Origin of the sequence: Clostridium frigoris (assembly GCF_018861865.1) — a bacterium.
Taxonomy (GTDB): Bacteria; Bacillota; Clostridia; order Clostridiales; family Clostridiaceae; genus Clostridium_AD; species Clostridium_AD frigoris.
Genome location: NZ_JAHLDV010000004.1, coordinates 1 through 22,412, shown reverse-complemented (window position 1 = coordinate 22,412; position 22,412 = coordinate 1). Strand labels below are relative to the sequence as shown.

General features: G+C 31.2%; 20 protein-coding genes and 3 riboswitches. Of the genes, 9 read left to right on the top strand and 11 right to left on the bottom strand.

From position 1 onward, the window contains the following. Positions 1–255 precede the first annotated feature (255 nt). Positions 256–1,764 (top strand): glutamate/gamma-aminobutyrate family transporter YjeM, encoded by a 1,509-nt coding sequence (gene yjeM, locus KPL37_RS02860; protein WP_216145926.1) that lies wholly within the window; start codon positions 256–258, stop codon positions 1,762–1,764. Positions 1,765–1,820: 56 nt separating this feature from the next. On the opposite strand, the gene ybaK is transcribed toward yjeM, so the two are convergent. Further along, positions 1,821–2,291 (bottom strand): Cys-tRNA(Pro) deacylase, encoded by a 471-nt coding sequence (ybaK, locus tag KPL37_RS02855; protein WP_216145925.1) that lies wholly within the window; start codon positions 2,289–2,291, stop codon positions 1,821–1,823. Positions 2,292–2,512: 221 nt separating this feature from the next. Continuing rightward, positions 2,513–3,112 carry a hypothetical protein gene (locus tag KPL37_RS02850; protein WP_216145924.1) on the bottom strand — a complete coding sequence of 200 codons (600 nt, stop codon included), beginning with the start codon at positions 3,110–3,112 and terminating at the stop codon, positions 2,513–2,515. 220 nt (positions 3,113–3,332) lie between these two features. Beyond that, positions 3,333–3,436, top strand: a riboswitch (SAM riboswitch). Positions 3,437–3,549: 113 nt separating this feature from the next. On the opposite strand from KPL37_RS02850, the gene KPL37_RS02845 reads away from it, so the two are divergent. The 3 genes from KPL37_RS02845 (at position 3,550) to metA (ending at position 6,688) form a co-directional block, all read left to right on the top strand. Then, positions 3,550–4,008, top strand: a complete 459-nt coding sequence (locus tag KPL37_RS02845; protein ID WP_216145923.1) for a YbaK/EbsC family protein — start codon at positions 3,550–3,552, stop codon at positions 4,006–4,008. Positions 4,009–4,080: 72 nt separating this feature from the next. Beyond that, positions 4,081–4,189: riboswitch (SAM riboswitch) on the top strand. 228 nt (positions 4,190–4,417) lie between these two features. After that, the gene (locus KPL37_RS02840) at positions 4,418–5,704 is read left to right on the top strand and encodes an O-acetylhomoserine aminocarboxypropyltransferase/cysteine synthase family protein (protein ID WP_216145922.1); all 1,287 of its coding nucleotides are present in this window, start codon (positions 4,418–4,420) and stop codon (positions 5,702–5,704) included. A 66-nt stretch (positions 5,705–5,770) separates the two neighbouring features. Then, positions 5,771–6,688: a homoserine O-acetyltransferase MetA gene (gene metA, locus KPL37_RS02835; RefSeq protein WP_216145921.1), complete on the top strand. Its 918-nt coding sequence runs from the start codon at positions 5,771–5,773 to the stop codon at positions 6,686–6,688. Positions 6,689–6,797: 109 nt separating this feature from the next. Here the strand turns inward: metA and hydG are convergent, their stop codons facing one another. Together hydG and KPL37_RS02825 are read right to left on the bottom strand one after the other, a co-directional pair. Next, entirely contained in the window at positions 6,798–8,216 is a 1,419-nt protein-coding gene (hydG, locus tag KPL37_RS02830) for a [FeFe] hydrogenase H-cluster radical SAM maturase HydG (RefSeq protein ID WP_216145920.1), read from the bottom strand. 35 nt (positions 8,217–8,251) lie between these two features. Then, on the bottom strand, positions 8,252–8,512 hold the full coding sequence (locus KPL37_RS02825) for a TM1266 family iron-only hydrogenase system putative regulator (RefSeq protein ID WP_216145919.1): 261 nt from the start codon (positions 8,510–8,512) through the stop codon (positions 8,252–8,254). A 378-nt stretch (positions 8,513–8,890) separates the two neighbouring features. Continuing rightward, positions 8,891–8,995, top strand: a riboswitch (TPP riboswitch). 84 nt (positions 8,996–9,079) lie between these two features. On the opposite strand from KPL37_RS02825, the gene thiT reads away from it, so the two are divergent. After that, the gene (gene thiT / locus KPL37_RS02820; RefSeq protein ID WP_216145918.1) at positions 9,080–9,724 is read left to right on the top strand and encodes an energy-coupled thiamine transporter ThiT; all 645 of its coding nucleotides are present in this window, start codon (positions 9,080–9,082) and stop codon (positions 9,722–9,724) included. A 3-nt stretch (positions 9,725–9,727) separates the two neighbouring features. On the opposite strand, the gene KPL37_RS02815 is transcribed toward thiT, so the two are convergent. Together KPL37_RS02815 and KPL37_RS02810 are read right to left on the bottom strand one after the other, a co-directional pair. Then, entirely contained in the window at positions 9,728–10,270 is a 543-nt protein-coding gene (locus KPL37_RS02815; RefSeq protein ID WP_216145917.1) for a carbonic anhydrase, read from the bottom strand. A 48-nt stretch (positions 10,271–10,318) separates the two neighbouring features. Next, positions 10,319–11,764: an NAD(P)/FAD-dependent oxidoreductase gene (locus tag KPL37_RS02810; RefSeq protein WP_216145916.1), complete on the bottom strand. Its 1,446-nt coding sequence runs from the start codon at positions 11,762–11,764 to the stop codon at positions 10,319–10,321. Between the two features lie 274 nt (positions 11,765–12,038). On the opposite strand from KPL37_RS02810, the gene KPL37_RS02805 reads away from it, so the two are divergent. Both KPL37_RS02805 and KPL37_RS02800 read left to right on the top strand, forming a co-directional pair. Then, positions 12,039–13,046, top strand: coding sequence for a DUF3048 domain-containing protein (locus tag KPL37_RS02805; RefSeq protein ID WP_216145915.1), 1,008 nt, complete (start codon positions 12,039–12,041; stop codon positions 13,044–13,046). 96 nt (positions 13,047–13,142) lie between these two features. Beyond that, positions 13,143–14,540 (top strand): hypothetical protein, encoded by a 1,398-nt coding sequence (locus tag KPL37_RS02800; RefSeq protein WP_216145914.1) that lies wholly within the window; start codon positions 13,143–13,145, stop codon positions 14,538–14,540. Between the two features lie 131 nt (positions 14,541–14,671). Here the strand turns inward: KPL37_RS02800 and KPL37_RS02795 are convergent, their stop codons facing one another. Further along, positions 14,672–15,064, bottom strand: a complete 393-nt coding sequence (locus KPL37_RS02795; protein WP_216145913.1) for a hypothetical protein — start codon at positions 15,062–15,064, stop codon at positions 14,672–14,674. A gap of 605 nt (positions 15,065–15,669) precedes the next feature. Here KPL37_RS02795 and KPL37_RS02790 point away from each other — a divergent pair. After that, the gene (locus KPL37_RS02790) at positions 15,670–17,049 is read left to right on the top strand and encodes an amino acid permease (protein WP_216145912.1); all 1,380 of its coding nucleotides are present in this window, start codon (positions 15,670–15,672) and stop codon (positions 17,047–17,049) included. A 209-nt stretch (positions 17,050–17,258) separates the two neighbouring features. Here the strand turns inward: KPL37_RS02790 and KPL37_RS02785 are convergent, their stop codons facing one another. Both KPL37_RS02785 and KPL37_RS02780 read right to left on the bottom strand, forming a co-directional pair. Continuing rightward, on the bottom strand, positions 17,259–17,990 hold the full coding sequence (locus KPL37_RS02785) for a hypothetical protein (RefSeq protein ID WP_216145911.1): 732 nt from the start codon (positions 17,988–17,990) through the stop codon (positions 17,259–17,261). Beyond that, positions 17,980–19,362 carry an AAA family ATPase gene (locus KPL37_RS02780; protein WP_216145910.1) on the bottom strand — a complete coding sequence of 461 codons (1,383 nt, stop codon included), beginning with the start codon at positions 19,360–19,362 and terminating at the stop codon, positions 17,980–17,982. The genes KPL37_RS02785 and KPL37_RS02780 overlap by 11 nt, the downstream gene beginning before the upstream one ends. A gap of 235 nt (positions 19,363–19,597) precedes the next feature. On the opposite strand from KPL37_RS02780, the gene KPL37_RS02775 reads away from it, so the two are divergent. After that, on the top strand, positions 19,598–20,095 hold the full coding sequence (locus tag KPL37_RS02775; RefSeq protein WP_216145909.1) for a C40 family peptidase: 498 nt from the start codon (positions 19,598–19,600) through the stop codon (positions 20,093–20,095). A gap of 136 nt (positions 20,096–20,231) precedes the next feature. Here the strand turns inward: KPL37_RS02775 and KPL37_RS02770 are convergent, their stop codons facing one another. Both KPL37_RS02770 and KPL37_RS02765 read right to left on the bottom strand, forming a co-directional pair. Beyond that, positions 20,232–21,713, bottom strand: coding sequence for a nicotinate phosphoribosyltransferase (locus KPL37_RS02770; protein ID WP_216145908.1), 1,482 nt, complete (start codon positions 21,711–21,713; stop codon positions 20,232–20,234). Between the two features lie 58 nt (positions 21,714–21,771). Next, positions 21,772–22,137, bottom strand: a complete 366-nt coding sequence (locus KPL37_RS02765) for a hypothetical protein (RefSeq protein WP_216145907.1) — start codon at positions 22,135–22,137, stop codon at positions 21,772–21,774. Positions 22,138–22,412: the final 275 nt, after the last annotated feature.

Genomic DNA, 22,412 nt, shown 5'->3' with positions numbered 1-22,412 from the left:
TCAAAAAACACTCTAACTTTTTAAACCTTTATAGTTAGCGTGCCCATTTTATTAAGCTGTAATTATTTATATTATACCATTTTAAGCTTAAATCAGCAAATATCCCTAATTCATCTTAGGTCTATTCATAGTACATTAAAGTATAATCTATATTTACCCTATTACTAATAAAAGTATTGATTTTTTTGTCGATTATTATATAATTATATAGCAGCGTAATATAGATTTATTTACAACATTGTTAGGGGGAAAAACATGTCAGAAAAATCAAAAAATATTAAGCATTTAACATTGATACCATTGGTATTAATGATTTTTACTTCGGTTTACGGATTTAATAATATTCCAAGATCATTTTATAAAATGGGATATGCAGCTATTCCTTGGTACATCTTATCAGGAATAACATTTTTTATACCTTTTGCTTTCATGATGGCTGAGTTCGGTGCGGCTTTCAAGGATGAAAAGGGTGGAATTTATTCATGGATGGCAAAGTCTGTAGGAGCTAAATTTGCTTTTATGGGTACTTTTATGTGGTATGCATCTTATGTAATCTGGATGGTTAATGTTGCGTCAACAGTTTGGGTTCCAATATCAAATGCGATATTTGGTACAGATACAACAAAAACTTGGGGTTTACTAGGATTAACTGGTCCAAGATTTCTAGGAATTCTTGGAATATTTTGGATAATATTTGTTACAATTATATCAACTAAGGGACTAGACAAAATTAAAAAAGTAACTTCTCTAGGAGGTACTGCAGTTGCTTTGTTAAACATAGTTTTATTTATTGGAGCTTTACTAGTTCTTGTAGGAAATCATGGTCATTTGGCTCAACCAATAACTGGAATTAGTTCATTCATAGATTCACCAAATCCTAAATATGTTGGGAATATACTTCAATCATTTGCATTCGTAGTATTTGCTATATTTGCTTATGGTGGTATAGAAGTTGTTGGAGGACTAGTTGATGAAACAGAAAATGCTGAAAAAAACTTTCCTAAAGGTGTCGTTATTTCAGCAATTATTATTTCAATTGGCTACTCACTTGGAATATTCCTTGTTGGTATATTTACTAACTGGTCTACTATTATGACTGGCGATAACGTTAACTTAGCTAATGCTGGTTATGTAGTAATGAACAACCTAGGGTATTCTCTTGGTAATGCATACGGTGCAACCCAAGCTACTTCAATAGCAATTGGACATGGTGTAGCTAGATTCGTTGGACTTTCAATGTTCTTAGCTTTATCTGGTGCTTTCTTTACACTAATGTTCTCACCATTAAAACAATTAATTGAAGGTACGCCACCTAAATTATGGCCTGGAAAAATGGCAGAAATGAAAAATGGAATGCCTCAAAATGCAATGTGGATTCAAGCTGTAATAGTTTGTGTTATAATTTTCCTTGTTTCTGTTGTTGGTGGAGATTCTATGAAAAAGTTTATTGAAATATTAGTTTCAATGACCAACGTAGCTATGACTCTTCCATACATGTTTATAGCGTTTGCTTTTGCACCCTTTAAGAAAAACAAAGCTATTATCAAACCTTTTGAAATATTTAAAACTAACACAAGTGCTTTAATATGGACAATAGTAGTTATGTTCACTGTTGGATTTGCAAATTTCTTTTCAATAATACAACCAGCACTTGAAGGGGATTTACCAACGACTCTTTGGAGTGTAGGTGGCCCAATATTTTTTGCTGTAGTTGCATTTATAATCTATTGGAACTATGAAAGAAAATATATAAAAAACCTATAAAATATATAAAAAGATGGTTTCTACATTAGAAACCATCTTTTTTGTGTTTATTAGTTTTACTTTATTAAATCAGCAAATTCACCATCTACGATATCTTTTAATAAATTTGGATTTATTTCTATTTGAAATCCTATTTTCCCAGCACTTACAATTATCTTATCTATTTCAAGTGCTCCTTTGTCAATAAATGTTTTGTACTTTTTCTTCATACCTATGGGGGAACACCCACCTCTAATATATCCTGTACACTTCTGTAAATCCCTAAGATCTAACATTTCTATGTTCTTTTCATTAGTTACTCTAGCTACTTTTTTAAAATCTATTTCTTGTCTAACAGGAATCACAATAATATAAATTTCTTTAGAGTTTGCATGTGTCACTATTGTTTTATAGAGATATTTCTCGTCTCTACCTGTCTTCTTTGCCACAGATATACCATCTACTTTATCATCTTTAACCTCATAGGTCATAACATCATATTCTACATTCATTTTATCTAAAATACGCATAACATTTGTTTTTATCATTGTTATCCCCTTTGTTTAAATTTATTTATAACACAAATTATTCCGAGGTTCACCTCATTATATACTCTTTCTATACCTTCTGCACTGTTACCATAAATATCATACATAATAACCATATGCATGTGTAATTCATATAAAAAAAACTGCTTAAGTATCTCAGCAGTTTTTTAGAATATAATAACAAATTCACCTGTAATATTTAATAATATTTAATTATACTTTTAATATCCGTAATTATATCTTCTTCCCCCAAGTAAACTTCCAATAATTAATATTCTAGCTATATCTTGAAGACCAGCACCGCTGAAGCGACGTCTTCTCCTCGTCATATCATCCTCATCATCCCTGCAATCGTCCTCATCATAATCCTCATCCTTATGATGTTCTTTGTACTTGTCAGCTATCTCCTTACAAACATGATCCAATTCCTCTTTGCTAGGACAATACATCTTTCCATGTCTTGCAACCATCATATCACAATGGTGATTTACCATAGGAATCATCCTATGGTAAACCTTAGGATTCATACTTTTTAAATCCTCATCATCTTCATCACACATAGGCATATTCATCATGGGCATATTCATCATGGGCATATTCCCCATTGGCATATTCATCATTGGCATGTTCATCATTGGCATGTTCATCATTGGCATATTCCCCATAGGCATATTTCCCATTGGCATATCCTCCATGGGCATATCCTCCATTGGCATATTCATCATAGGCATATTCATCATAGCCATATTCATCATGGGCATATTCATCATGGGCATACATTGTCCAAGATTTTCACAATTTTTACAACGATAATCGTACATAAGTACCTCCAAAATAATATTTATACTTTATATTATTCTATTTTCATTGTTTTGTTACTATAGCCAATACTGTATTGTTAAAATATTACATTTATCTTCTATCTAATTCTACTCGACAATTTATTTTATTTCTATACATATTACTACATAAAAATATTTTTGGACTATTGACAATATTCAATAAAAGCTTTATTATGACTTTAACAACTTAATAAATAAATACTTATCAAGAGAGGTGGAGGGACTGACCCAATGAAACCTCGGCAGCGGGTTCTTTTAGAATACTGTGCCAATTTCAGCAAATTTATTCTTGAAAGATAAGATGGCTATATTTAAAATATAAATTAACCCTCTTCTATCTATCGAAGAGGGTATTTTTTATCTAAATATAATTGTGCTTTGATTTAATAAAATAATTATTGAGAGAAGGCAATAACTTGAGCGTTAAAAGTGTACAAAATTTTTTTACCGATCATGGCCTTGTAGATCCAGTATTTAAACTTGACGAGTGCGGTGCCACAGTTGATCTTGCAGCTAAAACTTTAGGAGTTGAACCAAAGCTTATTGCAAAGACCTTATCCTTTCGTCTTAAAGACAGAGATATTTTAATTGTTACTAAAGGTGATGCACGAATTGATAATAGAAAATACAAAGACTTTTTCAAAACAAAGGCCAAAATGCTAGATCACGATGAAGTTGCACAAATAACAGGTCATCCTGTAGGTGGAGTATGTCCATTCGGACTCGCAAGTCCTATAGGGATATACATAGACGTGTCACTACAAAACTATGAATATGTTTACCCCGCAGCCGGTTCAGCATTTACAGCCCTTAAAATAAGTCCATCCGATATGCAATCACTAACTCAGGCTGAATTTATTGATGTTTGCAAATAAATAAATCAATTAAATTTAAAATCAAAAAATGTATTGACATTTACTTTTATGAACCATATACTAAGCACTAACAACTTATCAAGAGAGGTAGAGGGACTGGCCCGATGATACCCGACAACCAGCATTTTCAAAAATGCACTGGTGTCAATTCCATCAGATTACAAAATCTGAAAGATAAGGAAGATAGCAAATTTTATTATACAATTTTATTGTTTATTAAAGTTTATCATGCTGCTTTCCTTTTAGGAAAGTTGCTTTTTTTTTAAATAAAATAATTTTAATTTGTTATTAAGATAATATATCATTATATTTTAATAAATCTTTGGGTATAAAAAACAAATATATATTCACAATATATTTTAATAAATTTCAATAAATTAAAAAAATAATATTAAAGAGGAGAATTAATATGAGTGAGAGAAAATTAAGTTTTGAAACATTACAGGTACATGCAGGTCAGGTACCTGATCCTACTACAGGTTCAAGAGCAGTTCCAATTTATCAAACATCATCTTTTGTCTTTAAAAATGCAGATCATGCTGCGAATTTATTTCAATTAAAAGAACCAGGAAATGTATATGCAAGAATAATGAACCCAACTACTGATGTTTTTGAGAAAAGAATAGCCGCTCTTGAAGGTGGCGTCGCTGGACTTGCTACAGCTTCAGGACTAGCTGCAATATTCTATGCAATACTTAATGTAGCTAGCTGCGGTGATGAAATAGTAACTGCAAGTACACTTTATGGCGGTACTTATGAATTATTTAATGTGACACTTAGAAAACTTGGAATTAATGTAATATTTGTTGATCCAGACGATCCTGAAAACTTTAGGAAAGCAATAACAAGCAAGACAAAAGCACTTTATGGTGAAACAATAGGAAATCCAAAAATAAATATACTAGACATAGAAGCAGTAGCAAAGATTGCACATGAAAATAAAATACCACTTATTATTGACAGTACATTTGCAACTCCTTTCCTATGTCGCCCAATTGAATTCGGTGCTGATGTAGTTATCCACTCTGCTACAAAATTTATCGGAGGTCATGGAACTACCATTGGTGGGGTTATAGTTGATGGAGGTAAATTTGATTGGAGGGCAAGCGGTAAATTCCCTGATTTTACAACGCCCGATAAAAGCTATAATGGTCTCGTATATGCAGACCTCGGTGCACCAGCATTTGCTTTAAAGGCTAGAGTTCAACTTCTAAGAAACACTGGTGCTACCCTTAGCCCTCAAAGTGCTTTCTTATTTCTTCAAGGACTGGAATCATTGTCATTAAGAGTTGAAAGGCATGTTTCAAACGCTAGAAAAGTAGTGGCATTTTTAAATAACCATCCAAGTGTTTCATGGATAAATTATCCCGAACTAGAAGGAAGTAAATACAAAGATTTATCTAAAAAATACCTACCAAATGGCGCAGGATCAATATTCACTTTTGGAATAAAAGGTGGACTTGAGGCTGGAAAGAAATTTATTAATAGCGTAGAATTATTCTCATTACTTGCAAATGTTGCAGATGCAAAATCACTTGTAATTCACCCATCAAGCACAACGCATGCAGAGCTTAATGAAGAAGAACAAAAGGCAGCTGGAGTTACTCCAGATTTAATAAGACTTTCAATTGGTGTTGAAGGTATTGATGACATTATATACGATTTGAATCAAGCACTAGAAAAATCAGTTAAATAGTTACAAAATAACTAATGCATCTTACATATATTTTATGAAAGTTGCATTACCCTAAGGAGGATTTAGATGCCAATAAAAATACCTGATAATCTTCCAGCATATAAGACTCTAAATAAAGAAAACATTTTTACTATTACAGAAGACTGCGCATTTCATCAAGATATTAGACCCTTAAAAATTATAATTTTAAACCTAATGCCCACAAAAATCGATACTGAGACGCAACTTCTAAGACTACTTGGTAACTCACCACTTCAGATTGATATAGTACTCCTTCATCCAGAAAGTCATGCCAGCAAAAATATATCACCAGAACATCTCATTAAATTTTACAATACTTTTGATGAAATAAAAGATACTAAATTTGATGGAATGATAATAACAGGAGCACCTATTGAAAATGTTCCTTTTGAAGAAGTAGATTACTGGGATGAGCTAAAAAAAATCATGGAATGGAGCGTACGCAATGTATTCTCCACCTTACATATTTGTTGGGGTGCTCAAGCTGGGCTTTATTATCATTATGGAGTACCAAAACATAAACTTGATAAAAAACTGTTTGGAGTGTTTAAACATACAGCAACGCATAAGAATGTTAGGCTTTTAACGGGATTTGATGATGAGTTTTATGTTCCTCATTCAAGGCATTCTGAAATAAGAAAAGCTGATATTGATAAAGTAGATGCACTTAAAATTATATCAGAATCAGCTGAATCAGGAATTTATATTGTGTCAGCTAAAAAAGGACGTCAGATCTTTATAACCGGACATTCAGAATATGATCCACTAACACTTAAAAAAGAATATGATAGAGATATCGCAAATGGTTTAAATATAAACGTTCCAAAGAATTATTATCCACAAGATGATCCAACTAAAACACCTATTGTAAAATGGAGAGGTCACTCAAGTTTGCTCTTTTCAAATTGGTTAAATCATTATGTTTACCAAGAAACTCCATATAATCTAGTGTATTTAGAATAATATATACTTAATCCCAAGTTCACTCGTAAGTCTATTTTAAAAATTGTATAATTATTTTATAAAACGTAAAAAGAGGTGTAGCAAATTATGCTACACCTCTTTTATGGTTTTAGAAACGGAAATCTCTTTTTCCATCATTAAGCTCTTTTAAATATTGTTTTGCAATTTCTCGAACTTTTTCACTTTTTATATTTGGAATCTCATTTTGAATTAAGATCTCACCCTTTTTCTTAGTATCTTCGGATGCATAATCTTCCAAATATTCTTTAAGTGTCATTAATGCATTTGGCTGACAGCAGTTTCCAATCTGACCTGACTTTACAAGTTTCATAAAACGATCGCCTGTACGCCCCTCTCTGTAACAAGCAGTACAAAAGCTTGGAATATAACCAAGTTCTAAAAGCCAATTTACTATTTCATCTAATTTTCTAGTATCTGTTACTTCAAATTGTTTTGAATTATCTTCCTCAGATTCTGGCTCAGAATAACCCCCAACGCTTGTGCATGAAGCTCCGCTTACCTGAGATATCCCTAGTTCTAGAACGCGCTCACGGGTTTTTTGTGACTCACGAGTTGAAACAATCATGCCTGTATATGGTACAGCAATACGAATAACAGCCACGATTTTTTCGAACATTTCATCCGAAATTGAATTTGAGAATGTATTAGGATCTATATCATCAGCAGGACAAATTCGTGGAACACTTATAGTATGTGGACCTACACCCTTAGCTGCTTCTAAATGCTCTGCATGCATGAGGAGTCCTACAAAATCATAACGATACATATTTAGACCAAACAAGACACCAATTCCAACATCATCAATACCGCCTTCCATTGCACGGTCCATAGCCTCAGTATGATATGAGTAGTTATGTTTTGGTCCCGTTGGATGAAGTTCTTCATAACTTTTTTTGTTGTAAGTTTCCTGGAAAAGTATGTAGGTTCCAATGCCAGCTTCTTTTAGCATCTTATATTCCTCTACAGTTGTTGCTGCAATATTTACATTTACACGCCTAATATCCCCATTTTTATGTTTAATGCTATAGATTGTCTTGATACACTCCAAAATATATTCAATTGGGTTATTAATAGGATCTTCTCCTGATTCTAAAGCCAATCTCTTGTGTCCCATATCCTGAAGCGCAACAACCTCTTTAACTATTTCTTCTTGCGTAAGTTTTTTGCGATGTATTGTTTTATTTTTAGAATGATATGGACAATACACACATCCGTTTACACAATAATTTGATAGATACAAAGGTGCAAACATAACAATACGATTACCATAAAGCTTTTGCTTAAGTTCCTTTGCAAGTTTAAACATTTTTTCTTCTTCATCTTTCAAATCACATTCAAGTAGAACAGCGGCCTCCCTATGAGTTAGTCCCTTGCCTTCTTTTGCACGTTCTATTAGACTATCAATTAATTCACGATTACTCTTGTTTTCCTTAGCGTATGCAACGGTAGATAAAATTTCATCATCGTCTATAAACTCTATTGCATTTTTTGATTTAGAATCATACATAGCATAATCTCCTTTTCATATAAAATAATTTATTTTTACTCAACTTGTGGTGAAACTTTTGAATAAATTGTTTTTGTATTTACACCCGGTAACATTCCAAGTTTACCTGATATAGCACTAATAACATCATTTGGTGCATCAACAACAACACTTATCACTGAAATATGACGCTTATTATATGGAACACCCATTCTACCTACAATATACTCACCATATTCATGAAGTATAGAGTTAAGTTTTGAAGCTTCATTTGTATTTTCAACTATAATTCCAATTAAAGCAATCCTTGTTTCCATTAATTAAATCCCTTCTTTAATAAATTAAACTATCCCTATACCTCTAAAGGCATAGGGATAGTTTCTTAAAATTAAAGACACATCACTAAAATAATGCTCCTTAACAATATTACAACTATTCTCTCGCCTTCTCATTCGGGACGAACCCTCATACCTTCAGAACGATATCTTTGTAATTATAATTTATTGTTTAATTTTTAACAAGATAAAATAAAACCTATTCTAATTTTAGAATTCACCTAGAATACTTATACATTAACACTCTAGTTAATTAATTGCAAACTTTCATTTTACTTAATAACATAAGTAACATTTATAATAAATAGTTAGGATTACTTGTAAATTGTGACATGCTGTTATATAATTAAATAATAATAATATATGTGCTAGGGGTGCCTTGTGGCTGAGATATGAATATTTAATTCATTGACCCTTATACCTGATCTGGCTAATACCAGCGGAGGAAAGCGGTAATGATGTATAAATACATTAACTATATTTCTTTTGTGAATATAGTTTTTTTGTTTTACCATAATACTTATGTAGCACAACATGGAGGTTATAAAAATGTCTTTTAATGAAAGAATCACCGAAATTACCAAAAGCCCTATTGCTCTTTTTGCACTACTCGGAGTACTCATATTAATTTATGCTGTTTTAAAAGTTAGAAAAATTAAATTTACTACTCAAATGATAACTTTAGTTGGAATATCTATTGCATTATCTACCTCGCTACAATTTATTACAATTATTAAATTACCCCAAGGTGGTAGTGTAACTGCTGGAAGTATGGTTCCGCTAGTACTAATATCCTTATTTTATGGGCCTGAAGTTGGTTTCTTAACAGGCTTTTTATTTGGAATAATAAATTTTATAATGACTCCTTTTGCAGTCCACCCAGTTCAAGTATTATTTGATTATCCTCTTCCTTTTATGGCTGTTGGAATAGTTGGATACTTTAGATCCTTTAAAATTACAGGAATACTTATTGGTGTAATCTGTGCAATGCTAACAAGATTTGCATGCCATTTTATATCTGGAGTGGTATTTTTCGGTAGCTATGCTCCAAAGGGAACCTCCGTTTATTTATACTCCTTTTTATATAATGGATCATATATGGGACTTGAAACTATAATAACTTGTGTAATTATTGCAATTTTGCCTATAAACCGTTTATCTAAGCTAGTCTTAAATAAAACTAGCTTAAATTAATTATTAATCTTCTTTAACCAAATATAGCAAGTTGTTATCTACATTATAATGAAGTGGTGCTATCAAAATATTAGGATATTTAGCCCTGAGCCTTTTAGCCTCTTCAAGCACAAATTCTATCTCATTACCTATCTCAAACATTGGAGCAAAGTTCATAAAATGATCTTCTGCTCTTTGTTTTTCCCATCCCACTATATCCACAAGCCCTTGGATAAACTTTTCTCTTTTAGACATCAAATTAACCATTCCACAGTGATTGTGGGCAATTAGCGCAATAGTTTTAATTCCTCCTATAGCAATTGTATAAGAAACCTTAAACTCACTAAAACGCAGAGTTCCGCCACCAGAACGGATTATAAATGCAAAGTTATTTGGTATACGAAGATATTTCCTATTATCCATGCACATTCCAATTAACATCTGTGGGCTACTTACAGTTTCATATGGCACTTTCAAATTATGGTATTCCAATAAACTGCTGATAGGTGTATCTTTATATTTATCAAATATATCCTCTTTGGTATTGATTTTTATTAATCTATCCATATAGCGTGCTCAACTCCTTAGTTTTCCGTGTAGCTTAAACTTATTCTCTTAATATTTAGCTTTCCTAATTAAATTTATTTCTGCTTTAACTGGCGGTTTAGAAACACTGTTTCCTCTTATTGTAACTTTATCCTCTGAAATATTAAGTTCTCTTGCTATTATTGCCTTAACTCTTCGATTGCAAAAATTACCTTGACAAGTTCCCATTCCTGCTCTTGTACGTCTTTTTATAGCATCTGTAGAATTAATTGGTATATTTCTGTGGATAGCATCAATAATTTCTGACTCTGTAACCTGCTCACATCTGCATATTATATTCTTTTCTTTATTTTCATCATCAACTTTTCCGTCAAAATTCTTATCTTTCTTTATTACTATTCCCTTTCTATTTGGATTGAAATTACTCTTTAATGATAGGTTTGGCTCAAAGCTCTTAATTATATTTACCACCATCTCAGCTATTGCGGGTGATGATGTAAGCCCCGGAGAATCTATCCCCGCTACATTGATAAAGTTTTTAACTTTACTTTTCTCAATTATAAAATCACCTGTACTACTAGTAGCTCTTATACCCGAAAAAGTAGTTAATGCCTTTTGAATATTAAAATCAGGTATGGACATTCTAGCAGCCGTAATTACATCCTTTAAACTCTTCTCATTAGTTGATACATCTTCTGTATTATCAACTTCTTCAGCATTAGGTCCTATCATAAAATTACCATGATATGTTGTAGTTACAAGTATTCCTTTCCCCTTCTCAGTAGGCACTTGAAAAATAACGGTATTTACAAGATGCCCTTGATCTTTTCCCATTAGAATATATTGACCTCTTTTGGGTACTATTTTAAAATCATCCATTCCTACCATATTAGATATATTATCGCTATGAAGTCCTGCAGCATTTATAATATATTTTGATTCGATATCTTCCTTATTAGTATGAACAATAAATTTTTCTTCCAATTTTTCTATACTTAATACTTCATTCTCAAGCTTAAGTTCTACACCATTAGTTATCGCATTTTCAACTAATGCAATTGTAAATTCATAAGGTGAGGTAACCCCTACACTTTTTGCATAAAGTGCTACCTTTGCTTCACTATTTAAATATGGCTCTATCTCTTTTAACTTCTCTCCTCTTATAATTTCTAAATCATCGCATCCAAGTTTTAGACCATTCTCATAAAGCTCAGTAATCTTTTTCTCATCTTTCTCATTAAATCCAATCACCAAGGCTCCTGTTTTCCTGTATCCAAAATTTAATTCTTCCTCAAGCTTTCTGTACATTTTATTTCCTTTTCCACACAATTTTCCTTTTAATGTACCGTATTTGGCTGCATATCCACCATGAACTATACCACTATTTGCTTTCGATGCTTTAGTAGCAACATCATCTTCTTTTTCTAAAATGCATGTTTTCAAATCATACCTTGAAAGTTCCCTTGCAATAGCTGCTCCAACTACTCCTGCTCCTATAATAACTACATCATACATAAAAATCACCCCTCAACATATTATTGATATTTATATTCTTTAATACTTACTCTTTATTAATATCTATTATAGTATACCTTTTTATATTATAATAGACATTTATCTTTATAATTCATTTTCTTCTTTTGTCTTCATTAATATTAAACCTATAAAATTACAAATTTTAATATAATTGTAACATTAATAATTGTTTAATAGAAGGAAAACCAATATCAATATAGAATGTTATTAATATATTCGATTATAAATTATGGATGATAGAGGAGATATTAATTTGAAAAGTAAAACTGTACTACTAATATGTATAATTGCATCATTAATTTTCACAACTGTCGGATGTGGCAAAAATACTAAGTCAATTAGTACTAAAGAAGAAACACCTTCTGTAAAAACTGTGCAAAAATACTTTTCACCCTATACTGGCGAGCAAGTAACAAAGGAAATATTCGATAATATTGCAGTACTCGCAATAGTCGAAAACTCCGTAGATGCAAGACCTCAATCTGGATTAAATGATGCAGATATAGTTTATGAAACCATGGCCGAGGGTGGAATTTCTAGGTTCATTGCATTATTTCAAAAGGAAAGTACGAAAAAAATTGGACCAATTAGAAGCGCTAGGAATTATTTTTTAGATATTTCAAAGGAATATAATTTGCCTTTTGCTCATTGTGGCGGAAGCGAAGAAGCTCTCCTCAAAATAAACAGAGAAAAATTAATGAGTATAAACGAAATGACAAATGCCTCTACATACTGGAGGGATTCATTAAGAAAAGCTCCTCATAACCTTTATACTTCTACTGATAAATTAAGAGAACTTATTAAAAATAAAAAATTTGCATATTCACCTACTTCAGTACTAAAGTTTAATAAAAGCTATTGGGATAACACTAAACTAAGTAAAGCATCAAATGTGTTTTTAAAAATGAATAAATATTATGACACTAGTTACACCTATAAAAATGGCCTTTATCTAAAAAGCATGGATGGTAAATCTTCAACTGATATAGAAGATACTCTCCCCCTAAGCGTTAAAAATGTAGTTGTGCAAATAACCACCATTAAAACACAAACAGATGGAAGTCATTTAGATATTAACCTTGTAGGAACAGGGAATGGTTATGTTATAAGCAATGGTAAATATGTTAAAATGTTTTGGTCTAAAAAAACTTCCACTTCACAAACGCTACTAACCGATGACGAAGGTAATAATTTGCCTTTAAATCCCGGAAAAACTTGGTGGAATATTGTTGATAAAAGTACCATAGTGAATATAAAGTAACTTATAGAATTTTAATACGAATTATTGCTTAATATAGTAACCAAGTATACATTTCGTCATAACCTAATAGTACAATAATTCTAATTGGAGTAGCGGATGATTAATGTAACACTAACACCTCTCCACTATATATACCTTATCTTCATTATTATAATAATATTTGCTATGGTGAAAAAGAAGGATATAACTCTTATATGTATACTTGGTATATTTCTATTAGGAATCGCCGGTACAGGATCTATTTCAAAATCTACTATGGGAGTATTTAATAGCTTTGTTTATGCAACAAAAGAGCTAATGCCAACCATCTTCATAATATCCATCGTAACTGCGATGAGCAACACTCTTGTCGCTTCTGGCATAAATGACGAAATAGTGTCTCCTTTTAAGGGAATCATTAAAAATTACTGGGTTGCTTATTGGGTTATCGGAATTGTTATGATGATTTTGTCTTGGTTTTTCTGGCCATCACCCGCAGTAGCACTTGTGGGCGCACTATTTTTACCAATTGCTATAAAAGCTGGATTACCGGCCATGGGTGTTGCCATATCAATGAATTTATTTGGACATGGCATAGCACTATCTAGTGATTATATTATTCAAGCAGCTCCTAAACTTACTGCAGGTGGAGCTGGAATACCCATTGGCGATGTTATAACTGCAAGTATTCCGCTTGTAATTACAATGGGCTTGGTCACAACAGTTGTAGCCTTCTACTATCTACGACGTGATATTAAATCTGGAGTGCTTAATAATATTTCTAAAGTCGAAGGATCGACAAGTACTTCAAAGGATACGATGCTTATATCCTCAAAGATACTTAGAAGAATTCTAGCAATCCTTATACTAGTGCTTTTCGCAGTAGACATCTATATAATGTATACTGCAAAACTTCAAGGTGGTGATGCCACAGCTCTTATTGGAGGTACAGCTGTATTCGTATTAAGTCTAGTTTCAATATTTACCTATAAGAAAAATTCGCTTGAAAAAATTACAGATAATCTTGTAAAAGGTTTGCAATTTGGATTTAAAATATTTGGCATTGTTATTCCTATAGCCGCCTTCTTCTATTTAGGAGATTCAGCACTCAATGATATCTTTGGAAAAATACTTCCTCAAAATTCCAATGGAATTGTCAATGACTTAGGTGTTGCACTATCTAACTTAGTTCCAATGAACTCTGTTGTTTCAGCTAGCACAATTACAGTTGTAGGTGCAATTACTGGACTAGATGGTTCAGGATTTTCCGGTATACCACTCGTTGGTTCTGTTGCTAGAATCTTCTCAACTGCACTCGGAGGTGGTATAGCAACACTTACAGCACTGGGCCAAATAGCTGGGATATGGGTAGGTGGTGGAACAATAATTCCCTGGGCAGTAATACCCGTAGCTGCCATTTGTGGTGTGGACCCCTTTGAACTTGCTAAGAAAAATGTTAAACCTGTAATTATAGGATTAGTAGTTACTACTATAGTTGCTATTTTTATTATTTGATGTTTATAATTTGCTTAATTAGTCCTTAAAATACACATAATACAAAAGAAGGACTTACCTTAGTTAACTGCTAAGATAAGTCCTTCTTTATGATTGTTATATGTTTTCTAAATTTAATCTACTATTTCTTCCTACTTAGTTGTTTCAACATTTTCTGTGCTAGAAGTATTTTGATCAATTACATTTTCTTCTAAAGCATCATCGCAAACCTCAGTATCAGTTAACACAGTTAAGCATTTTGAAACTTTATTACTGATTTTAGAAACTCCTAATAAAAGCAATGCAACTCCACCATATAAGGCAATCGGTTGTAATATTCCTGGTAACAATTGTGATGTCACCAATGCCTTTCTTACAGTAGCAGCTGAATAACCCTGAGCTACAGCTTGACTAAAACTAGTTTTATACAAGTATATATTATTAATTAATAGTGCCACTCCTAATATTGCTACAACTATAGCAGATATAAATAAAACGATTGAAATAGCAGATTTTTTTGATGTGTTTTTTACATTTTGTTTCATAATAATTTGTCTCCATTCCGCCCTTAAAGGCTATATAATTAATTTCATTTAATGCTCACCTGATATTATTTATCTTTAGTAATATTTTGGTAGGTTGTTTATATTATTTTGAGGATTCATTATGTAGTTCCTCTGTATCTATTAATAATAGTAACAAATAATTATTGCATTTAAGTGTCAATATTGTGAACAAACTATGACTAGTTTCCAGGAATGCTTTGAAACTAGGTGTTTTAGCACAATATATGTTCTTATAAATTTTTTTGACAATAGATTAATTAACCACATAACGCACGAATCTATTTACATCATCTTGTCAATATTTAGACTACATATTAAAACTTAGAAAATGGTATTATATTATAGCATTAGACATTTTATCACATTAATAAGCTTAACAAGCGATATTGAATTCTTCCTAATACTCAAAATTTTCTATATAATGATTCATATTAATATTTTTTATTCACGTTGTAATATTGCATTAATTTTTTTATAGTTCTAAATACAAACAATTTTAATAAGGAGAGAACACTACAAATACATAGAGCACAAATTTTATGTGAATAAATTGATTTAAATAAAATTAAAGGGGGGAAAATATTATGGATATTTGGAAAAAGAAAACTCTAGAACAAATGTTACATTCTGCAGAAAAATCAGATTTAAAAAAGAATCTTACCTCAAAAGACCTTGCAGCACTTGGAATAGGTGCAGTTGTAGGTACAGGAATTTTTGTCTCAACAGGTGTCGGTGCTCATTTAGCAGGGCCCGCAGTTGTTTTATCATTTATAGTAGCTGCAATAATAAGTGCACTTTGTGCTCTTACTTATTCTGAACTTGCTACAATGTTTCCAGTTGCAGGGAGTACATATGCATACTCTTATGTTGCCTTTGGAGAATTAATAGCCTGGATTATAGGATGGGACTTAATGCTTGAATATTTAGTGTCATCCGCTGCCGTTGCGTCTGGATGGTCAGGAACCTTTGTTGGTTTATTAAGTTCCGCAGGACTAAATTTGCCTACTGCAATAATTAAGACTCCCTCGGCCGGTGGTTTTATTGACTTACCTGCTGTTCTTATCACTATGTTTGTAACTTGGATATTATTTATAGGAATAAAAGAAAGTGCTAAACTTAACAATAAAATTGTCATGGTAAAAGTTGGTGTAATTATTTTATTTGTAATACTTGGAGTATTCCATATTAATGTAGCTAACTATAAACCATTTGCTCCATTTGGATGGAGTGGCGTTATGGCAGGTGCTTCAATTATATTCTTTGCATATATTGGTTTTGATGCAGTTTCAACTGCTGCTGAAGAAACTATAAACCCAAAGAGGGATGTACCTCGTGGACTTGCTATTTGTCTAGGAGTAGTAATTATACTTTACGTTACAGTTGCACTTGTTATAACAGGTATGGTTCCATATAAAGAAATAATTGAGAACAATGCTGTTCCAGGGGCCCTTGCAAGATTCGGTATAAACTGGGGAGCAGCCCTTGTTGGAACTGGAGCAGTTATCGGTATGATTTCAACACTACTTGTAATGCTTTATGGACAAATTAGAGTATTTATGGTTATGTCAAGAGACGGATTACTTCCAAAGATTTTTTCAAAGGTACACCCAGTTCACAAAACCCCTACTCTTTGCACAATAATAACAGGTAGTATTGCAGGAATAATGGCTGGATTTTTACCATTAGATGAAATAATAAAACTATGCAATATAGGTACATTATTTGCATTCGTTTTAGTATCTGTTGGAGTTATAGTGCTTAGAAAAACTATGCCTGATATTGAAAGAAAGTTTAAGTGCCCATGGGTACCCGTTCTACCTATCATTTCTGCACTTGCTTGCATTTATTTAATGTCAGCCTTACCACTAGTAACATGGATTAGATTTGTAATTTGGTTATTAATTGGAATAGTAATATATTTCTTGTATAGTAGACATCACAGTTTACTTCAAAATGAAAAATAAAAATACAAACTTTTAAAATAAAGTAGACAACCTTTTGGTAGTCTACTTTATTTTTGAAGTCCATAAAAAGAATACGTAAATATTATAAGGTTTAGATCTTGCGATATTCGACTAAGCTATTCAGTTTTTATTATGTTAAATCATCTCCTGGGTCGCTGTATTAACGACTTCAGAAGGATATTTAAAATCCCACTGAATTTTTATTTCTGCTAAGGTAGGTTACTCCTACTTATAGAAGTGGGAGACTTTCCTTCTGAAATGTCGTTAAGATATAAATTAAAATTAGTATATCGTTTTAGAGAATTTGTATCTTTTTTTATAAACTCCCAAGTCTCTTTATAATCACCATTGATCGCAAACTCTGGGTTATTCATAAATTCAATAAAACTAATAGGACTTGTGATAAATTTATCTTCAAATTTTTCGGCATACTTACGTTTTTCATCAGATTTAACACCTTGTATATTATGAACTACATGTTCTAAATTAGATGAAAAGAAATATATTCGATAACTTAAGTTTGCGTATACCATAGCTGTCGATGCTAACTTACTTAGAATTTGTGATTTTTGTTTATTACGGTTTTTTATATTATCAATGTTTTTCGCAAATATATTCTGCGTATTATATTCAATACTATCGGTATCCTTTTGCAATACTTGCTCATCATTAATAAATGCACCATCTGTATCTACTAAATGAATTACATTCGAAATGTCACTTTTCTTATACATATCACTAATTATAAACTCTTTAATATAATGCGTAATTTTCGTATAAATATTACTTGCATTAACTCCATTTTGAGTTGTTACATCACCATGAATAACTTTAAACTTTACAATTTTATTTTTCTCAATTATTTTAGATAAAATCAATGCAAATGAATTTCTGTCTGTTACTCCCTCTACTATAAATAAAACAATTTTCTTACTCTTCATAAAGAATATCACCAGCTTTTCTAAAGGCGTGTGCAATTTCGAAACTATTAGTTTCTTCGTATATACACTCATTTAGCCCACCCAAATCAACACCACGCAAATATACGTTTCGAAGGTTATTATTACTTTTTATATTCGTTATTCTAATAAATCTATTTTGGGGATTAGCGGTACTAAACACCAATGATTCTTTTTCTAACATTTCCAGTGGCCGTAGGTTATGTGAGGTAAATATAAATTGACCTTTTCCTTCTTGCTCAATTATTTTTAATAATTCCCCCAACAAATACTCAAATATACCGGCATCGAGTTCATCGACTATTAAACAAATTGATGGGTTATTAAACATTGAAATTAATGTACTTAGAATAGAAATTATCTTTTTTATACCCTCAGATTCATATTTCAAAGGAATTTTAATATCTTTTTTAATAGAAAGTAATTGTATTCTTATTACTTCTTTCCCATTTTTAGATAACTCGTTTCCTAAATTATTAATCTCTAACTGTAAGTTAGGAATAATGGTACTTAACACCACATTCAACTGTTTTATAATTTTTGTCGCTATATTATACCTTTTTTTGTCTATATTTGATGTTCCGAGTAAGTTAATTGCAATATCTCCACTAGTTATGCCATCTTGATCCTCCATTCTAAAACTTAATGGCATATAATTAAGGCTTATAGTAGCTGAATGCTCATTTGTTATTACAAATAAATTTACTCTAGCAAAATGCTTAATAACATTAATAATATTAAAGTAATCAGGACTCGTAGAATTGTTTTTAAAAATCTCTTCTAAACTATCATTGAAAATAAAAGAAGTTTTTTCTTTGATTGATAATCTTTTACTCACTTCAAGATTGAATTCATTTTCTTTATTATTTCTTATTAGCTCACTATAACGAGCTTTTGGCAATATATACGTATCCTTTAAATCTATAAGATATTCAATTATATCTATTTTCCTTTTTTTATTATCTTCATTTATTTGAGAATAACTTAACTTCTCATTATATAATTCTGCAAGCCCTTCTTTTCTCCTTAACGACATTTGATAATATACTAATAACTTTTGATCTTCTATTTCAATGTAAAAAACAAATTTTAATGTAGCTATGTCTTCTAATTCATGTATATAATTTTTAATATCATCTGGTAATTTTTCACCACTTGCAATTGTTTTAAATAATTTAAAAGCTTCTACTATAGTTGTTTTGCCTGAACCATTTTGTCCATAAATCCCAATTATATCTGATTTATCACTATAATATTTTTTTTGTCTATAACCCGTAAGTTCAATAATTCCCTTTTGAATATTCTTAAAGCCCGTAAGTTCAATCTTTTGTATTCTAATAATTTTTTCTGACATGAATTTCACTCCCATATATACAAATTCTATGCTAGCAACTATATAACACTAATTTTTATCATGTAATTGATACAAAATGTTTCATTATATACCTTCAATTATATTATATCACTTTTAAAAATTATTATTCAACATAATCTGAATTGGTCTATTAAAAAAAATTTCAATTATATAAAAGGAAATTCCCTATTTATGTAGAATATATTATTAGAACACGTTTACAGGGGAGGCCATAATGAAGAAAGTTAAAAATATTATATCATTTGCTCTTGCTTTATTGCTTGCAGTTTCAATAAGTATCACTAGTAAGCCTGCACAGGCTAAGGCACTTATATACACAACAAATATCACTCAATCAACAGCAAGTAAACCCACGCTTACAGGGACTAATATCGTAGACTATGCTGAAAAATTTATTGGCATCCCATATAAATATGGTGGAACTACAATAGCTGGTTTTGATTGCTCTGGTTTTACTATGCATGTTTATAATAATTTTAAAGTAGCTTTGCCACGCATTGCATCATCTCAAACACTAAAAGGCAACGTAGTTAGTAAATCTTCCCTTAAAAAAGGAGATTTAGTTTTTTTTGGAAAACCTATATATCATGTTGGCATTTATGTTGGAAGTGGAAAATTCATACATTCACCTAAAACCGGGTCATCAGTTAAAATTGTAGACTTAAAATATATGCCTAATTATAATACAGCCAGAAGAATAACGAGTAACTAGGAAAAAGGGACAAGCAATATTTTATAATTGCTTGTCCCTAAGATTTTTTTCTATTTTACAAATGTACCATCATCAATATCTTTAAAAGCTATATTAAGTTCCTGATTAATTAAACTTTTAAAAATTACTTCACTTGTTATTTTACATTTTTTTCTTCTAAATTTCTATATTTTTTAATTAATTCTTGCTTAACTAACCAAAGTTCCTGAGATAAATCAACAAAATACTTGTGAGGATTTGAAAATCTTTTAACTTCATCCCATATGCTGTCAACTTGTTCTTTACAGCAACTCCTAATTTGTTCTAAGCTTGGCAATCCATATACACACTCTCCATTAAGAAATATTGGTACTTGAAGCTTTTTAGCATAGAAATTAGTGATTTTTTTCTTCTTCCAAGTGAGAACTGGATCAAAAATTGTATATGGTGCTTCTTCATTTATAATTTCACCTGCCAATGTAATAACATCTGCAATTGCCTTGTGAGTATTTTTATCATATAATCTCCAGCACATTTTATATCCTGGATTAATAATTTTCTCTTCACTTTCGCTCAATTTAATTCTTGGAACAACTTCTCCTTCTTCTTCCACTGCTACTAATTTGTAAACACCGCCAAACACTGGTTCAGATTTTGCAGTTACTAATCTTTCACCAACACCAAATATATCTATTTTAGCATTTTGATTTAATAATTCAGTTATAATGAACTCATCTAAACTGTTAGATGCTACTATTTTACAATCTGCAAGCCCCTCATCATCTAACATAATTCTTACCTTCTTTGAAAGATAAGCAAGATCTCCACTATCAAGTCTAATTGCTTTTAACCTTTTTCCATTTGGCTCTAAAAAGTCTTTAGAAACCTTAATAGCATTTGGTATACCACTTGTTATAACATTGTATGTATCAACAAGTAATGTGCATGTATTTGGGTAAGTTTTTGCATAGATTTCAAAAGCTTTATATTCATCTCCAAAAAATTGTATCCATGAGTGTGCCATTGTTCCAGTAGCAGGTACCCCATACATTTGCTCTGCAATAGTCGTAGCTGTTCCACTTACTCCTCCAATATACGATGCTCTTGCTCCCATTATAGCTGCATCAGCACCATGAGTTCTTCTTGCTCCAAGCTCGAGTACTGGTCTTCCCTTTGCAGCTCTCACTATTCTGCTAGCTTTCGTTGCTATTAAGCTTTGGTGATTGATTGTTAAAAGTAACATAGTCTCTATAAGTTGTGCTTCAATTACCTTCGCCTTAATTGTGACTATTGCCTCATTAGGAAATACTACTGTGCCCTCTGGAATTGCATATATATCTCCGGAGAATTTAAATGCCAATAAGTACTCTAAGAACTCCTCTGATAAAACGCCCTTGCTTCTTAAAAACTCTACGTCATCTCCCGTGAATTTTAAATTCTTAACAAACACTACTAGTTGTTCAAGACCCGCTGCTATTGAGAATCCTGCTCCATCTGGATTCTTTCTATAGAACATATCAAAATACACAATTGTGTCAGTGGCCCCATTTACAAAGTAGCCATTTGACATTGTTAATTCATAGAAATCCATTAACATTGAAAGATTTCTTTCCTCTTTAATATTGAATTCATTACTCATTTTTATATCTCTCCTTAATTTCATATTTTTATTCATCTTAATTATTTATTAGTTTTATCTAAGCATTTAATAAATTTAAGTATTTATTATTTTGCTTATTATGATTTTTAAATTCTAGTATTTTATCTATTATATAATTAGTAACATCTTTAACTTTCTTTCTACTAAATATTTGTCTAGTACTACAATGTTTTATTACTTGAATTTTTGAACTAAATGAATTTGTTGTTATTGTAAATGCAATAGTTTTTTTAAATAAATCATCTGTATCAACAAGAAAAATCAAATCCAAACTATATTCCTGATATTCGTTACCTTCAACATAAACTTTTCTATTATTATCCTTTGCAACTCCTGTTAGACTATTTATTCTCTCATCATTTACCAATTCATTTAGTATTTTTCTCATATAATAATTCATCATATACTCTCACTCCTTGCTTATTTAGTACCAAAGTAGTACAAAGGTTTTATAAAAAAAATAAAAGTTAATATTTACATTTAGGTTACTTTGTATCTATGTGATACTATCATTATATCCATATACTATTCCATTGTCAATATGAATGTGCCATAATATAAAATTAGTATGATCCGTTTATGATAATGTCCTAGTATACCATTTTTGATTATGTCCCAAACAGACAAAAATATAGTGTAGAATTACCTCATAAGAATTTATAAATGAGGTGTTCGTAA

What these genes read in the sequence shown, in the direction of transcription:
- yjeM (WP_216145926.1), top strand. Translation starts at nt 256, where the DNA reads ATGTCAGAAAAATCAAAAAATATTAAGCATTTAACATTGATACCATTG.
- ybaK (WP_216145925.1), bottom strand. Translation starts at nt 2,291, where the DNA reads ATGATAAAAACAAATGTTATGCGTATTTTAGATAAAATGAATGTAGAA.
- KPL37_RS02850 (WP_216145924.1), bottom strand. Translation starts at nt 3,112, where the DNA reads ATGTACGATTATCGTTGTAAAAATTGTGAAAATCTTGGACAATGTATG.
- KPL37_RS02840 (WP_216145922.1), top strand. Translation starts at nt 4,418, where the DNA reads ATGAGTGAGAGAAAATTAAGTTTTGAAACATTACAGGTACATGCAGGT.
- metA (WP_216145921.1), top strand. Translation starts at nt 5,771, where the DNA reads ATGCCAATAAAAATACCTGATAATCTTCCAGCATATAAGACTCTAAAT.
- hydG (WP_216145920.1), bottom strand. Translation starts at nt 8,216, where the DNA reads ATGTATGATTCTAAATCAAAAAATGCAATAGAGTTTATAGACGATGAT.
- KPL37_RS02825 (WP_216145919.1), bottom strand. Translation starts at nt 8,512, where the DNA reads ATGGAAACAAGGATTGCTTTAATTGGAATTATAGTTGAAAATACAAAT.
- thiT (WP_216145918.1), top strand. Translation starts at nt 9,080, where the DNA reads ATGTCTTTTAATGAAAGAATCACCGAAATTACCAAAAGCCCTATTGCT.
- KPL37_RS02815 (WP_216145917.1), bottom strand. Translation starts at nt 10,270, where the DNA reads ATGGATAGATTAATAAAAATCAATACCAAAGAGGATATATTTGATAAA.
- KPL37_RS02810 (WP_216145916.1), bottom strand. Translation starts at nt 11,764, where the DNA reads ATGTATGATGTAGTTATTATAGGAGCAGGAGTAGTTGGAGCAGCTATT.
- KPL37_RS02800 (WP_216145914.1), top strand. Translation starts at nt 13,143, where the DNA reads ATGATTAATGTAACACTAACACCTCTCCACTATATATACCTTATCTTC.
- KPL37_RS02795 (WP_216145913.1), bottom strand. Translation starts at nt 15,064, where the DNA reads ATGAAACAAAATGTAAAAAACACATCAAAAAAATCTGCTATTTCAATC.
- KPL37_RS02790 (WP_216145912.1), top strand. Translation starts at nt 15,670, where the DNA reads ATGGATATTTGGAAAAAGAAAACTCTAGAACAAATGTTACATTCTGCA.
- KPL37_RS02785 (WP_216145911.1), bottom strand. Translation starts at nt 17,990, where the DNA reads ATGAAGAGTAAGAAAATTGTTTTATTTATAGTAGAGGGAGTAACAGAC.
- KPL37_RS02780 (WP_216145910.1), bottom strand. Translation starts at nt 19,362, where the DNA reads ATGTCAGAAAAAATTATTAGAATACAAAAGATTGAACTTACGGGCTTT.
- KPL37_RS02775 (WP_216145909.1), top strand. Translation starts at nt 19,598, where the DNA reads ATGAAGAAAGTTAAAAATATTATATCATTTGCTCTTGCTTTATTGCTT.
- KPL37_RS02770 (WP_216145908.1), bottom strand. Translation starts at nt 21,713, where the DNA reads ATGAGTAATGAATTCAATATTAAAGAGGAAAGAAATCTTTCAATGTTA.
- KPL37_RS02765 (WP_216145907.1), bottom strand. Translation starts at nt 22,137, where the DNA reads ATGATGAATTATTATATGAGAAAAATACTAAATGAATTGGTAAATGAT.